This window comes from Corallococcus interemptor, assembly GCF_003668875.1.
GTDB classification, from domain to species: domain Bacteria; phylum Myxococcota; class Myxococcia; order Myxococcales; family Myxococcaceae; genus Corallococcus; species Corallococcus interemptor.
Genome location: NZ_RAWM01000035.1, coordinates 19864 through 33245, shown reverse-complemented (window position 1 = coordinate 33245; position 13382 = coordinate 19864). Strand labels below are relative to the sequence as shown.

The 13382-nt window shown below is 71.2% G+C and carries 12 protein-coding genes; 11 read left to right on the top strand and 1 reads right to left on the bottom strand.

Annotated elements, in window-relative coordinates:
* Positions 1-66: 66 nt before the first annotated feature.
* The 5 genes from D7X96_RS15575 to D7X96_RS15555 all read left to right on the top strand — a co-directional run bounded on the left by D7X96_RS15575 (position 67) and on the right by D7X96_RS15555 (position 5030).
* A complete protein-coding gene (locus D7X96_RS15575; protein WP_121770077.1) occupies positions 67-1194 on the top strand; it encodes a response regulator in 1128 nt (375 codons plus the stop codon).
* Between the two features lie 87 nt (positions 1195-1281).
* Positions 1282-2031, top strand: coding sequence for a YebC/PmpR family DNA-binding transcriptional regulator (locus D7X96_RS15570; RefSeq protein WP_121770076.1), 750 nt, complete (start codon positions 1282-1284; stop codon positions 2029-2031).
* A gap of 35 nt (positions 2032-2066) precedes the next feature.
* Complete coding sequence (gene ruvC / locus D7X96_RS15565; RefSeq protein ID WP_120547984.1) at positions 2067-2648, top strand: crossover junction endodeoxyribonuclease RuvC; 582 nt, start codon at positions 2067-2069, stop codon at positions 2646-2648.
* Entirely contained in the window at positions 2645-3259 is a 615-nt protein-coding gene (ruvA, locus tag D7X96_RS15560; RefSeq protein ID WP_121770075.1) for a Holliday junction branch migration protein RuvA, read from the top strand. The genes ruvC and ruvA overlap by 4 nt, the downstream gene beginning before the upstream one ends.
* Positions 3260-3545: 286 nt before the next feature.
* Complete coding sequence (locus D7X96_RS15555; RefSeq protein ID WP_121770091.1) at positions 3546-5030, top strand: ELWxxDGT repeat protein; 1485 nt, start codon at positions 3546-3548, stop codon at positions 5028-5030.
* Positions 5031-5033: 3 nt separating this feature from the next.
* Here D7X96_RS15555 and D7X96_RS15550 read toward each other — a convergent pair whose 3' ends face one another.
* Entirely contained in the window at positions 5034-6119 is a 1086-nt protein-coding gene (locus D7X96_RS15550) for an MBL fold metallo-hydrolase (RefSeq protein WP_121770074.1), read from the bottom strand.
* 119 nt (positions 6120-6238) lie between these two features.
* On the opposite strand from D7X96_RS15550, the gene ruvB reads away from it, so the two are divergent.
* The 6 genes from ruvB (at position 6239) to D7X96_RS15520 (ending at position 13333) form a co-directional block, all read left to right on the top strand.
* Positions 6239-7276 (top strand): Holliday junction branch migration DNA helicase RuvB, encoded by a 1038-nt coding sequence (ruvB, locus tag D7X96_RS15545; protein ID WP_014395312.1) that lies wholly within the window; start codon positions 6239-6241, stop codon positions 7274-7276.
* 19 nt (positions 7277-7295) lie between these two features.
* A complete protein-coding gene (locus tag D7X96_RS15540; RefSeq protein ID WP_121723920.1) occupies positions 7296-8780 on the top strand; it encodes a hypothetical protein in 1485 nt (494 codons plus the stop codon).
* 448 nt (positions 8781-9228) lie between these two features.
* On the top strand, positions 9229-10173 hold the full coding sequence (gene lpxC / locus D7X96_RS15535) for a UDP-3-O-acyl-N-acetylglucosamine deacetylase (protein ID WP_120547979.1): 945 nt from the start codon (positions 9229-9231) through the stop codon (positions 10171-10173).
* A 56-nt stretch (positions 10174-10229) separates the two neighbouring features.
* Complete coding sequence (locus D7X96_RS15530) at positions 10230-11324, top strand: thioredoxin domain-containing protein (RefSeq protein ID WP_120547978.1); 1095 nt, start codon at positions 10230-10232, stop codon at positions 11322-11324.
* Between the two features lie 28 nt (positions 11325-11352).
* The gene (locus D7X96_RS15525) at positions 11353-12591 is read left to right on the top strand and encodes a DUF4388 domain-containing protein (RefSeq protein WP_120547977.1); all 1239 of its coding nucleotides are present in this window, start codon (positions 11353-11355) and stop codon (positions 12589-12591) included.
* A 124-nt stretch (positions 12592-12715) separates the two neighbouring features.
* Complete coding sequence (locus D7X96_RS15520; RefSeq protein ID WP_121770090.1) at positions 12716-13333, top strand: hypothetical protein; 618 nt, start codon at positions 12716-12718, stop codon at positions 13331-13333.
* Positions 13334-13382 lie beyond the last annotated feature (49 nt).

Sequence of the window (13382 nt, the reverse complement as noted above, 5' to 3'; positions counted from 1 at the left end):
AACGAATCCAGGGACTTGGGGGCAGGTTGTACATTTGTTTGGGATCCCTGGAAGAATGGGGAATCCATGGTTGCCTACCTGCACGCCGCACCACCCCCTGAAGCCTCCACGCCCGTCGGTGGTCGTGACGCACTCGACCTGCCGGGTGGGGACGTGGGCTGGGTGCTGCTCGTGGGGGAGACGGCGCGGCCCTCGGTGGCGGAGGCGCTGGCCCGCGAAGGCTTCGAGCCCGTGCTCGTGGACGGGGCCCGCGCGGCGCTGGCGCGGCTGGGCGTGGAGCCAGGGGGGACGCTGCCGGACGTGGCGCCCACAATTTCGAAGGACGCGCTGCCCCGGCTGGTCATCATCGACGCGGACCTGCCGGACGGCGACGGCTTCAGCCTCTGCGGCGTGCTGCGCGCGGACCCGAGGTCCGCGCACCTGCCGGTGCTGCTGGTGGCGAAGCACGCGGAGGAGTTCCACCGCGACCTCGCCGCGGGCGTGGGCGCGGACGAGTACCTGGTGGAGCCGGTGGATGCGCACGACGTCGCGGTGCTCGCGCGCCTCAAGGCCGGCCGGCGCGGCGAGGAGGACGTCTACGACGCGCACACCACGACGCTGCCCCTCGTCTCCCTGATGCGCGCGCTGTTGTCCGGCGTGCGCTCCGGGCGGGTGGTGCTGTCGGAGGAGGAGGGCGTCCTCGTCTTCCGCCACGGCCTGGTGGTGGACGCGACCTTCCACGGCGAGCGCGGCACCCTCGCGTTCCGGCGCCTCGTGTGCTTCGGCTCGGGCGCGTACACGGTGACGTTCGGCCCGGAGCTGCACCGGGGCACCTTCTCCATGGACCGCGCGTTCCTGTGCGACCAGGTGGTGCCCGGCCTGGAGCGCTTCGAACAGCTGCGCGTCAAGGGCCTGCCCCTGGCGGCGCGGCTCACGGTGGACTTCACCCGGCTGTCGCAGGAGCTGCCCTCACTGCCGGAGGACGTGGAGCAGGTGGTGCGCCTCTTCGACGGGCGGCGCACCGTGCGCGCGATGCTCCTGGAGTGCCGCTTCCCGGAGGCCCTGTCCTACGAGGCGGCCACCCGGCTGTTCATGCTGGGCGTGCTGGTGCCCGCCATCCTGGTGGAGGAGCGTGAGCGCGCCCGGGAGTCCGCGGGGCCGCCCCGCCTCTTCGAGCCCGTCCTGGCGCCAGAGCCGGAGCCGGACGCGTCGTAGGGGTTTGACTCGGGCGGCCTGCTCGGGGCACAAGGCCGGGAGCGCCACGGGCTGAACGCCCGTCCACCCCTCGCCGAAGCCGCCGCCATGTCCGGTCACAACCGATGGTCGAAACTCAAGCGCCGCAACGCCGTCCTGGGCGTGGCCAAGGGCAAGCTCTACTCCAAGGCCATCAAGGAGATGACCGTCGCCGCGCGGCTGGGCGGCGGTGACCCGGCCAGCAACGCCCGCCTGCGCGTGGCCGTGGCCCAGGCGCGCGAGTCCAACATCCCGCGCGACACCATCGAGCGGGCCATCAAGAAGGGCACGGGCGAGCTGGCCGGCGAGTCCTACGAAGAGGTGACGTACGAGGGCTACGGCCCCGGCGGCGTCGCGCTCATCATCGAGTGCCTCACCGACAACCGGAACCGCTCCGCCAGCGACGTGCGCAACCTCCTGAGCAACTACGGCGGGAACATGGGCTCGGAGGGCGCCGTGGGCTGGATGTTCCACAAGAAGGGCGTCATCACCGTGAAGCCCGGCCCCACCGAGGACCAGGTGATGGAGCAGGCCCTGGAGGCGGGCGCGGAGGACGTCGTGGACCAGGGGCCAGACGGCTTCGAGGTGCGCACCGCCCCGGCGGACCTGCACGCGGTGGGCTCCAAGCTGGAGGCCGTGGGCCTGCCGCTGGGCGAACAGAAGTGGACCTTCGTGCCGCAGAACACCGTGAAGGTGGAAGGCGACAACGCGAAGCGCCTGTTGAAGCTGATGGACGCGCTCGACGACAACGATGACGTGCAGCACGTGCACGCCAACTTCGAAATCGACGAGTCCCTGATGGAGTCGCTGTCCACGTGAGCCCCTGAAGGGGCGCGTGGGAAAGGAACGGGCCGGTGCGGGTACTCGGCGTGGACCCTGGCAGCCGCTTCATGGGCTTCGGGGTGGTGGAGGAGAAGAAGAGCAAGCTCGTGCACCTGGGCCATGGCGTCATCAAGGTGGTGGAGTCCGCGCCCCTCGCTGAACGCCTGAAGGACCTGCACGCCGCCTTGAGCGCCGCGCTCCAGCGCTACCAGCCGGAGGCCGTGGCCGTGGAAGGCCTGTTCACCTTCCGCAACGCCCGGAGCGCCCTGGTGCTGGGCCATGCGCGCGGCGTGGCGCTGCTCGCCGCGGCGCAGGCCGGCCTGCCCGTGCACGAGTACGCCCCCGCGAGCGTGAAGAAGTCCGTGGGCGCCAGCGGCGCGGGCGGCAAGGACGCCGTGGCGCGCATGGTGCGCACGCTCTTGGGCGTGGATGAAGCGACGCTGGAGCGCGCGGATGCCAGCGACGCGCTCGCCGTCGCGCTGTGCCATCTCAACCATTTCCGCGTGGGCATGCCCCGCGCCGTCTCGCCTGGGAACGGCAAGCGCAAGGGGGCCGCGTCGGTGCTCGCGGACCGCCTGTCGTCCGCCTACCAGCGCCCGGAGGCCCGCCGATGATCGCCCGGCTGCGTGGCAACGTGTTGGAGAAGGGTCCTGAAGACGCCGTCGTCGACGTGAACGGCGTGGGCTACCGCGTGAACCTGTCCACCGTGTCGCTGGGCAAGCTGCCCGCGGATGGCCAGCCGGTGGACCTGCGCATCCGCACCGTGGTGCGCGAGGACGCCTTCGAGCTCTTCGGCTTCCTCTCCCCCGCGGAGGAGGAACTCTTCCAGCTGCTCAACACCGTGTCCCGCGTCGGCCCGCGCATGGCCCTGGGCGTGATGTCCGGCATGGAGGTGGGCGAGCTCATCGCGGCGCTGTCGCGCGGTGAGACGAGCCGGCTCGCGAAGATCCACGGCGTGGGCAAGAAGACCGCGGAGCGGCTCGTCCTGGAGCTCAAGGAGAAGGTGCGCAACCTCCACTCCGAAGGCATCGCGAAGGGCACCACGCCCAAGGCGCCCGTCACCTCCAGCAACAAGGCGGACCTCGTCTCCGCGCTGCTCAACCTGGGCTACAAGCAGCCCCAGGCGGAGAAGGCCGCGGACGTCGTCATCGAGCGGCTGGGCCCGGACACCAACTTCCAGGCGCTCTTCCGCGAAGCCCTCAAGTCCCTGCGCTCCACGCCGTGACCTCCGGACACCGCGCGGCCCCCCAGGGCAAGACGCGGTGTTTCACAGGGCGTGAAATCCCGGAAAGATACGCGCAACACTCTTTTCAGTAGGAAGCCGCCGACGTCGCACGGCGGACGCCCGCGCCGTTCCTCAGGCATCAAAGGGCGCTCCGCGCCGCTCACGGGCTGACACCCCCGAGCCATCCTGGCCGGCCATGAGCTGGCCCATTCCGCTGAAGACACCAATTTCCAGCACCGGTGGGGCGGTCCGGAAGGACCTGGCTCGCTCCCAGGAGGCGTGCGTCATGGCGGCGTGGCGTGGTGTTCCGGTCGTCGTGCTGCTGCTCACCGGCGTCATCGGGTGCGGCACCGCGGACGGAGAGGACGTGTCTGTGGTGGGTGAGGCGTCGGCGGCGCTGGAGGCGGAGCCGACGGTGTCTGGGACGTCGCAGCCCTGTGGCCCTTCGGCGCGGCCCGTGGGCGACGTGCGGCGCGGCGCGGAGGGCTCGACCCCGGAGGGGCTGGTGGAGGCGGGCGGGCGCGTCTTCTTCTCCGCGGACGACGGCGTGTCCGGCCGCGAGCTGTGGGTGACGGACGGGAGCGCCCCGGAGGCGCGCCGGGTGGCGGACCTCCGGCCGGGCGCGTACGGCAGCACGCCGCGCTTCCTCACGCGGATGGGCGGCCGGCTGTTCTTCGTCGCGGACGACGGGGCGCATGGACCGGAGCTGTGGCTGTCGGACGGCACCGCGCGGGGCACGGTGCTGGTGGCGGACCTCCGGCGCGGGGCACAGGGCAGCGCGCCCGAGGCGCTGACGGTGGTGGGCGCGCGGCTGTACTTCACCGCGGATGACGGCGTGCACGGCCGCGAGCTGTGGAGCACGGACGGCACGGCGCGGGGCACGCAGCTCACGCAGGAGTTTTCGCCCGGCCCGGGCTCGCTGTACCTGGACGACCTGACGGAGTGGAACGGCAAGCTGGCGCTGGTGTCGTACGGCGACGCGGTGACGCTGTGGCTGTTGGACGGCCGCACCGGCACCTCGCGGGTGCTCTTCCGGGCGCCGGAGCAGTCCATCCTCTTCTCGCTGACGCCCGCGGGGAGGGACCGCCTCTTCTTCCTCGTGGACACGGGCTTTGGCGAGGCGGACCTCTGGGTGACGTGGGGCCAGCCCCTGCTCACCTTCCCGCTCCTGCACTTCCCGGGGGACTACCCGGCGCAGCTCACGCCGCTGGGCAGCGCCGTGTACTTCATGGCCGGCGCGGAGGGCTTCTTCGGCGAGCCCGGGGACAGGCTCCACGGCGGCGAGCTGTGGAAGAGCGACGGCACGTTCCTGGGCACCCGCATGGTGAAGGACCTGTGGCCGGGGCCCCGGGGTTCGCTGCCTGGCGGGATGACGGTGATGGACGGCCGGCTGTACTTCGCGGCGGAGGACGGCGCGCACGGCCGCGAGCTGTGGCGAAGCGACGGCACGGCGCAGGGCACGGTGCTGGTGCAGGACCTGGAGCCGGGCACCGGAAGCAGCAACCCCATGGCCTTCGCGGCGGCGGACGGGTGGCTCTTCTTCTCCGCGACCACGGCCGGGCGGGGCCGCGAGGGCTGGTTCTCCAACGGAGACCCGGGCCACGCGGACCCGATGCGCGACATCGCCCCCGCGGGGCTGAGCGCGAACCCCCGGGGGTTCGTGCGCGCGGGAGGCTCCATCTTCTTCATCGCCACGGACATGGACCAGGGCGAGGAGCCCTGGGCGCTGCCCTTCCTCCCCGCGGCCCGCTGCGCCTGGCTGGAGCGCTAGGCGCTACGCCGCGCGCCGCACCGCGGGCGTGGGGTGCAGCCCGCCCGTGTTCGGCGCGGGCAGCACCACGGTGGGCCCCAGGCCCGGGGCCAACAGGTGCGCGGTGAGCAGCGACGACGGGTGGAAGTTCACGAACGACGCGTCGTGCGCGGACGGGCCCGCGAAGAGCTTCTCCACCACCATGGACGCGTACTGCTCCAGCGAGTCCTCGCGCGTGTTGCCGTTGAGCACCACCTCCCAGCCCATCTGCTCCGCGAAGCGGCGCACGCCGGGGATGCGCGACAACAGCGGCGTGTAGCTCTCCGTGCTCACGCCGTTCTCGCTGACGACGAAGACTTCATTCGCGGTGGCCACCGCCAGGGACATGTTCCCCTGCGTGTGGCCGGGCGTGCTGAGCAGCGCCGCGCCCTGGCCCAGCCACGTGTCCCCGTCCAGCAGCACCACGCGCTCCTCGGGGATGTCCGCGCCCCCGGGCACGAACCACACGTGCTGCATGGGGTGCAGGTGCTTCACCATGGTCCACTCCGCGCGCTGCACCAGCAGCTTCGCCCGGGGGAAGACGGGCGGGGTGCCGTCGCCGCCCAGCCAGCCGCGCAGGTCCTGGATGTGCAGGTGGTCGAAGGCCAGGTAGTCCACGTCCGACGGCGTCAGCCCCAGCTGCTCCAGGTGGGTCTGCACCGTGCCGTGGCGGGTGGACATCACCTTGTCGGACAGGAACGCGCCGTAGCGCTCGCGCAGCGCGCGGTAGAAGGGCGCCGCGTGGCCCCGCTCGTAGTCGGTGGGGTTGAAGAGCAGCGTGCGCCGCTGGCCGGTGCCGGCCTCCGCGAACTGCACCACCTGCATGCGGTTGGTCATCATCACGTACGGTGCGGGTGACAGCGCCGCGCCGCTGAACGCGAACAGGGTGGGGTAGGGGAACGTGATGAGGTCGCACGTGGCCACCGCCGCCACCGGGCCCTCCCGGACGAAGGCCTCGCGGGCCTCCAGCGTGGCGCGGCGCAGCTTCTGCAGCCGGGCGCCGGGCGAACGCTCGGCGCGGGCCTCGGGCAGGAGGGGCAGGGGACGGAACGGGGCGGAAGCGGAAATCATGACGCGACTCCCTTCGGGCAGGGGAGCAGCCCCCCTGGCTGGCCGGTCGGCGTGCCACTCGGACTCTAGCGCCGCCAGAAGGGCAGCGACATGTGGCCCCTTCGCTGTATAGGGTCGCAATGGCGATGGCGAGGAAGTCCGACGACACCCTCTCGGGAGATGTTCAGCCGGAAGACATCCGGCTGGAGGCCTCCCTGCGCCCGCGCACCTTCGACGAGTACGTGGGGCAGGGGACGGTCGTCGAAAAGCTCAAGGTGTACGTGGCCGCGGCCAGGAGCCGGGGTGACGCGCTGGACCACTGTCTGTTCTCCGGCCCCCCGGGCCTGGGCAAGACGTCGCTCGCGCACATCATCGCGAACGAGCTGGGCGTGGGCATCCACGTCACCAGCGGCCCCGCGCTGGAGAAGAAGGGCGACCTGGCGGGCCTGCTCACCAACCTGAACGAGCGGGACATCCTCTTCATCGACGAGATCCACCGCCTCAACGCCGCCGTGGAGGAATACCTCTACCCGGCCATGGAGGACTTCCGGCTGGACATCACCATCGACACCGGGCCCGCCGCCCGCGCGATGAAGATCGATTTGCCGCCCTTCACGCTGGTGGGCGCCACCACGCGCACGGGCCTGCTCACGTCCCCCTTGCGCGACCGCTTCCAGATTCAGGATCGCCTGGAGTACTACGAGCCGAAGTTCCTGGAGCAGATCCTGGACCGCTCCGCGCGCATCCTCGGCGTGCCCATGGACCGCGCCGCCAGCCGCGAGGTCTCCACCCGCTCGCGCGGCACGCCCCGCATCGCCAACCGGCTCTTGCGCCGCCTGCGCGACTTCGCCCAGGTGGAGGGCAACGGCCGCATCACCTACGACCTGGCGCATGATTCGCTCAGCCGCCTGGGCGTGGACGCCAGCGGCCTGGACGCGATGGACCGCAAGATTCTGCTGACCATCCTGGAGAAGTTCGGCGGCGGCCCGGTGGGCGTGGAGACCATCGCCGCGAGCGTGGGCGAACAGCGCGACACCATCGAGGACGTCTACGAGCCCTTCCTCATGCAGGAGGGCTTCCTCATGCGCACGCCCCGCGGCCGCACCGCCACGCTGCGCACCTACCAGTACTTCAAGAAGACGCCGCCCCCCAGCTCCCCACAAGGGGCGCTCTTCTAACCCGCACCTCTTCTCCGCCATGAGCCAAGCCTCCGCGCCCGCCGTGCCCACGGTCCTCCCCAGTCCCCGCGACTACTACGGCGACCTGATGCGCGCCTCGCAGGCCACGCGCGCGGGCTTCCTCGCGGAGCGCGAGCGCTGGCTGCGCGGCGTCCCGGTGGAGGGCCGCGAGGAGCTGCTCTTCGAGTTCGAGATGTGGCTGCGCGCCGTGGAGCGCTACCTGAACCTCCACAACTCCGTGGTGGACGCCCGCGCCCGGCCGCTCGTCACGCGCGACTTCCACGAGGAGCTGGTGGACGTGCGCGACGCCATGGAGCGCGCGGTGCGCGTCGCCCGGCACCTGCAGGACCCGGACAGCGACCCGAAGATGGTCTTCCGCAAGTACGTGGAGACCCAGCTCGCGGACGACCGCGTGCGCCGGCTGCTGATTGAAGAAGAGTTGGATCAGGAGACCCCGCCGGAGAGCCTCTTCGTCGTGCGCGAGGCCTTCGACGCGCTGAAGAACCTGCTCGACAACCTGCTCCAGCTGCCGCTCATCGGCCTGTCGCTGTTCCAGGACGTGGGCAAGCTGACGCTGCGGGAGATCGTCCTCAACCGCTACTTCCGCCCCTTCCGCCCGCTGGAGTTCCGCGTCGAGTACGACCGGCTTCGCTCCGTGCGCCTGCTGGACGTGCTGGGCACGCTGCCTTCGGACACGCGGCCCCTCTTCACCACCGCGTTCCTGGGCCTCTTCCGCGTGCTGCACTACCTGACGCACGTGGATCCGGAGTCACAGCCGCCCGTGCCGCGCCGCGTGCGCGTGCTGCTGTCCCTGGTGCGCGGAGAGGTCTCCGCCGTCGCCAGCTACCTGCACACGGAGCTGTCCCCCAAGGCCGGCACGAAGCCCCTGCAGGCCGCCACGCTGCGCGCCGCGCGCGACCTGGCCCGGGAGACGGACCGCATCTCCCGCGAGGTGCTGGTGGACCTGGACCGCGACCCGGCCGCCCCCCTGCGCGCCGCGGAGGCCTTCACCACGCTCCTGCGCCAGCAGATCGTCGCGCTGGTGGACGCGCTGGCCCCCAACGGCTCGCTGGGGGACGAGGCCTTCGCCCACCTCACCAGCCCCCAGGACGCCGCGCTGCGCCTGCGCAAGGACCTGTGGGTCTACGCCCAGCTGTGCCGCGCCGCTGAAAGCCACCTGCGCTCGGAGGACGTCGTCGCCGCCGAGCGCGTGCTGGAGGCCCTCAGGTCGTTCCTCGACTACTTCCACGACGGCGGCTACCAGCTCTTGCGCTACGCGGACTACGACGCCTTCGACCGCTTCACCTCGCTCCTGGTGGAGCTGCCCTGGCCCCCGGAAGGCCCGGGCATCCGCAGCCGCCTGGCGGAGGACCTCCGGCGGTTTTCACAGACGCTGGAGACCACCTTCCACGCCGTCAGCCGCCGCTCGCTGCTCCAGGGCCGCGGCTTCGATCGGCCGGACGCGGAAGCCCTGCGCGACCGCTTCCTGCCGCCTGCTCGCTGACCCGGCCTCCCGGTCATGATTTCCGTCAAGCCCCGGACTCCCGGTGAGTCCCGGATGCGCGTTTGCTTCCGGGCACTCGCCTGGGATAGAGACGCGCCTCTGTTGCGTGGGTGACACGCACTCCCGGTTGGCGCGAAAACACCCGGGGGCGCCGGCATTCGAAGGATGAATTCCGGACATCGCTGTCACGGTGGGAGGAGCAGTGGTGGGTTTCCCAAGAGGGGTGTCCGTGCCCCGGTCCAGTCCGTACCCCGTCCCGGTGCCCGGCGCGCCAGCAGTTCCAGGGGGTTGGGAAGGGCAGGGCCACCCCCTCACGCAGTCCTTGTGTCACGGCCGCGTGGCATGTTGATTGCTCCTATGTGCAGCGCGTCAGACCGCCGTGGAACGGCCTGACGGGGCCGTACACCGCGTATGTCAGTACGAAGCAGTTCTTAGAGGCGACACCGACATGCTCCAGTTCACCGACTTCCAGCGCACCCTCTCCCAGCCGGCCGTCTGCCGCGGCGTGGGGCTCCACTCCGGGTTGCCCGTGACGCTGACCCTGAAGCCCGCGCCCGCGGGGCATGGCATCGTCTTCGTCCGCACGGACCTGGCGCGCCCGGCGAGCATCCCCGCGCTGGCGGAGTACGTGGTGGACACGTCGCTGGCCACCACCCTGGGCCGCGACGGCGTGAAGGTGGGCACGGTGGAGCACCTGATGTCCGCGCTGGCGGCGCTGGGCATCGACAACGTGCGCGCGGAGCTGGACGGGCCGGAAGTGCCCATCATGGACGGCAGCGCGGCGCCCTTCACGCACGCCATCATGGAAGCCGGCTCGCATGAGCTGGACGCGCCGCGCGAGTACCTGGTCATCAAGAAGAGCGTGGTGGTGCAGGACGGCGACAAGCAGGCGTCGCTCACCCCCGCCCGGCGCTTCCGCATCAGCTGCACCATCGACTTCGAGCACCCCGTCATCCAGGGCCAGTCCTTCGACGTGGACGTGAACGACCGGGGCTTCTCGCGTGAAATCTCCCGCGCCCGCACCTTCGGCTTCCTGCGCGACGTGGAGAAGCTCAAGACGCTGGGCCTGGCGCGCGGCGGCTCGCTGGAGAACGCCGTCGTCGTGGACGAGGCCGCCATCCTCAACCCGGACGGCCTGCGCTTCCCGGACGAGTTCGTGCGCCACAAGATTCTGGACGCCATTGGCGACGTGTCGCTCTTTGGCCGGCCTGTCATTGGCCACATGACGGCTTTCAAGACGGGCCACGCGCTCAATCACAAACTGGTGCGCAAGGTGCTGGCGGACCCCTCCAGCTTCGACATCGTCACGGCGCGCCGCCGGGACGTGGAGGGGCGTGAGCCGGGCCGTGCAAGCCTTACGGGCGCGTTGGAGCTGGAGCCCCTGGTCGCCTGAACGCGGGACTGGCAATTCCTTGCCAGTCCCGGGGACCTCTATTAAGTCGGCTGGCTATGTCCATGCGCTCTACTCGCATCGCCCTGGCCGCCCTCCTCGCGGCATCCCTCACCGCCGGCTGCAACAAGGAGAAGGCGCCGGCCAATGCCCAGGCGCCCGCCGCGCAGGCCCAGGCAGCCAATGCCGCCGAGCCTTCGCCGGACACCGTGGTGGCCACCTTCGGCAACAACGAGAAGGTCACCTTCGGTGAGCTCAACGAGCGCATCAAGGAGCCGCTGGCCAACCTGGACAAGCAGAAGTTCCAGCTGCGCAAGCGCGGCCTGGAAGGCCTGGTGACGGAGCGCCTGGTGAAGGCCGAGGCCACCAAGCGCGGCATCACCGAGGACCAGCTGCTCAAGGCGGAGATCGACGACAAGATCCCCGCGCCTCCGGAAGAGAAGATCAAGGAGGTCTTCGAGGGCGCCAAGGGCCAGCTGCCCCCGGGCGCGACCTACGAGCAGATGAAGCCGCAGATCGTGGACTTCCTCTCCGGCCAGCAGAAGCAGGAAGTGGCCCAGAAGTTCTTCGACTCCCTCCGCCAGGGCGCCAACGTGAAGTACGAGCTGCCCGAGCCCCCGCGCCCGCCCGCGGAGCGCAAGCAGGTGGCCGCCACCGGCCCGGCGAAGGGCCCGGAGAACGCGCCGGTCACCATCGTGGAGTTCAGCGACTTCCAGTGCCCGTTCTGCAGCCGCGCCATCGCCACGGTGGACCAGGTGACGAAGACCTACGGCGACAAGGTGCGCCTGGTGTTCCGCCAGTTCCCGCTGGACTTCCACAAGCAGGCGCAGAAGGCCGCCGAGGCCTCGCTGTGCGCGAACGACCAGGGCAAGTTCTGGGAGATGCACGACAAGCTCTTCGCCAGCCAGCAGGCGCTGGGCGTGGATGACCTGAAGAAGTACGCGGGCGAGCTGAAGCTGGACACCGCCAAGTTCAACGCCTGTCTCGACTCCGGTGAGAAGGCCGCCACGGTGAAGACGGACATGGCGGACGGCTCCAAGGTGGGCGTCAGCGGCACGCCGGCGTTCTTCATCAACGGCATCATGCTGTCCGGCGCGCAGCCCTTCGACGAGTTCAAGTCCATCATCGACGCGGAGCTGAAGGGCGCGAAGTAGTCCCGCGTCGCCTGCAGGGAGGGATGCGGTGGCGTCCAAACCCAGGGCCACGCCTCGCGTGAGCGGTGAGGCGGCTTCGCTCGAACTGGAGCGGCCGCTCGCCGCTGTCGTCTCTCCCACCCGGCCCCTTTCGGCGCACTTCCTGGCGCCGGAGGGGCTGGTGCTCCTCCCGGAATCCCACGGCGCGGCCGGCTTCTTCGCCGGCAGCCTGGGGACGCTCTCGGTCGAGGAGGTCTTCGCCCAGATTCTCTCGGGCATCCGCACCGGCCAGCTCGTCGTGCAGCACGGCGGCGTGCGCCGCACGGTGGCCTTCCGCGACGGGCAGGTGGTGTTCGCCACCTCCAGCGAGCGCTGGGAGCGCCTGGGCGCGGTGATGGTGCGCCTGGGGCTGCTCACCGAAACGAAGCTCACCCAGGCCCTGGCGCAGGTGACGCCCGCGCGCCGCATCGGCCAGGTGCTCACGTCGCAGGGCCTGGTGTCGGAGGCCAGCCTCTACAGCGCCATGACGTTCGTGGTGCGCGAGGTGGTGCTCAACCTCTTCGAGATGGTGGAGGGCAGCTTCCTCTTCCTGGAGGCGAAGGCGCCGGCCGTGGACGCGGTGAAGCTGCCGGAGCGCACGCGCGACCTGGTGCTCACCGGCATCAAGCGCGCGGAGGAGACGGGCCGCCTGAGCCGCCGCTTCCCGGACGACATGCGCGTGACGCCCGGCCCCCAGGGCGCGCTGCCCGGCGAGGAGGCCCTGTTCGCCAGGCTGGGCGAGGGCACCACGCTGGGCGCGCTCAGGGCCGCGTACGCGGGCAGCCAGTACGCCTTCTACAGCGGCGTGGAGGAGGCGGTGCGCGGCGGCCACCTGGCCGTGCGGGCCGCGGAGCCAGCGCCAACCCCGGGCCCCGCGGTGGAGGGCATGGCCTGGGAGCTGTTGTCCGCGGAGGAGCGCTACAACCTCCTCCTGTCGCTGGTGCACCGCGCGCTGCGCGAGGCGGGCCGCGACGTGGACCTGTTGCGCGGCTTCGTGGAGTCGCCGCCGCCGGGGCTGGAGGAGGCCTACCACGGCGTCACGCTGGGGCCGGACGGGCGCGTGGACGTGGCCCGGCTGCGCGCCAACGTGTCCACCAGCGGCGGCGAGGCGGTGGGCCGGGCCATGGCGCTGGAGGCGCTGGACGCCTTCGTGTCCTACGCGCTGTTCTCCGCGCGCAACGTGCTGCCGGCGGACGTGGCCGAGCGGCTGGCCAACACCTACCGCACCCTCCAGGGCGGCCTGTCGTAGGCGCGCCCCCGAGGGAAGTTTCCACCGTCTGACAGCGTACACGGCCCCCGTGTGCCCCTGGCGGGCCTGGAGGGGGGTGTCCACGTTCCTCCCCACGGCTGGTGGCTGGCGGGGGACGAGCGACATGGGCGCGATGCGGATGTTGGGTTGGGGAGTGCTGCTGCTGAGCACGGCGTGTGGCGCGTCCCGGCCGGCGGTGACGCGGTCGGAGCCCGGCACGGGCGGCTCCGGAATGGACTCGGACTCTTCCGCCGTCGCGTCCACCACGCGGCGCTACGTGGACGAGGACCTGGGCTTCGAAATCGTCCGGCCCACCGCGGAGTGGCAGCTGGACGAGACGAACGAGCGCACCCCGGAGGGGCTGGCGATCCCCGTCATCCTGCGCCACCGCGTGACGGGCGCGCAGGTGGTGCTGCAGGTGGCGCCCGGCGTCGCCACGCCGGTGCAATTCGCGGAGCGGCTGACGCAGGGGCTGCGCCAGCAGCCGGGCTTCACCACCACGGATCCGCAGCCCATCGCGCTGTCGGACAACGCCGTGGGGTTCGACTTCCAGGTGGGGGAGGGCGTGCGCGGCAAGGTGGCCGTGCGCGAGGGCAACTCCGGCCGCGTGCTGATGATGCTGGCCACCTGGCCCACGGAGGCCACCGCCGGCATCACGGAGAGCGTGGACGCCCTGATGGCGGGCGTCCGTCCGCTGCCGGAGCCGAGCGTGGCCGTGCGGTCCACGCCCCGGACTCCGTGATTCAAACCCGCTGCCCCACGCGGTCCTGAGCGTGGGGCCCGCGGGGGAC

Bases quoted from the DNA above. Each gene is read 5' to 3' on its own strand.
- D7X96_RS15530 (WP_120547978.1), top strand. From the start codon at position 10,230: ATGTCCATGCGCTCTACTCGCATCGCCCTGGCCGCCCTCCTCGCGGCA.
- lpxC (WP_120547979.1), top strand. From the start codon at position 9,229: ATGCTCCAGTTCACCGACTTCCAGCGCACCCTCTCCCAGCCGGCCGTC.
- D7X96_RS15550 (WP_121770074.1), bottom strand. From the start codon at position 6,119: ATGATTTCCGCTTCCGCCCCGTTCCGTCCCCTGCCCCTCCTGCCCGAG.
- ruvB (WP_014395312.1), top strand. From the start codon at position 6,239: ATGGCGATGGCGAGGAAGTCCGACGACACCCTCTCGGGAGATGTTCAG.
- D7X96_RS15520 (WP_121770090.1), top strand. From the start codon at position 12,716: ATGGGCGCGATGCGGATGTTGGGTTGGGGAGTGCTGCTGCTGAGCACG.
- D7X96_RS15540 (WP_121723920.1), top strand. From the start codon at position 7,296: ATGAGCCAAGCCTCCGCGCCCGCCGTGCCCACGGTCCTCCCCAGTCCC.
- ruvA (WP_121770075.1), top strand. From the start codon at position 2,645: ATGATCGCCCGGCTGCGTGGCAACGTGTTGGAGAAGGGTCCTGAAGAC.
- D7X96_RS15570 (WP_121770076.1), top strand. From the start codon at position 1,282: ATGTCCGGTCACAACCGATGGTCGAAACTCAAGCGCCGCAACGCCGTC.
- D7X96_RS15575 (WP_121770077.1), top strand. From the start codon at position 67: ATGGTTGCCTACCTGCACGCCGCACCACCCCCTGAAGCCTCCACGCCC.
- D7X96_RS15555 (WP_121770091.1), top strand. From the start codon at position 3,546: ATGGCGGCGTGGCGTGGTGTTCCGGTCGTCGTGCTGCTGCTCACCGGC.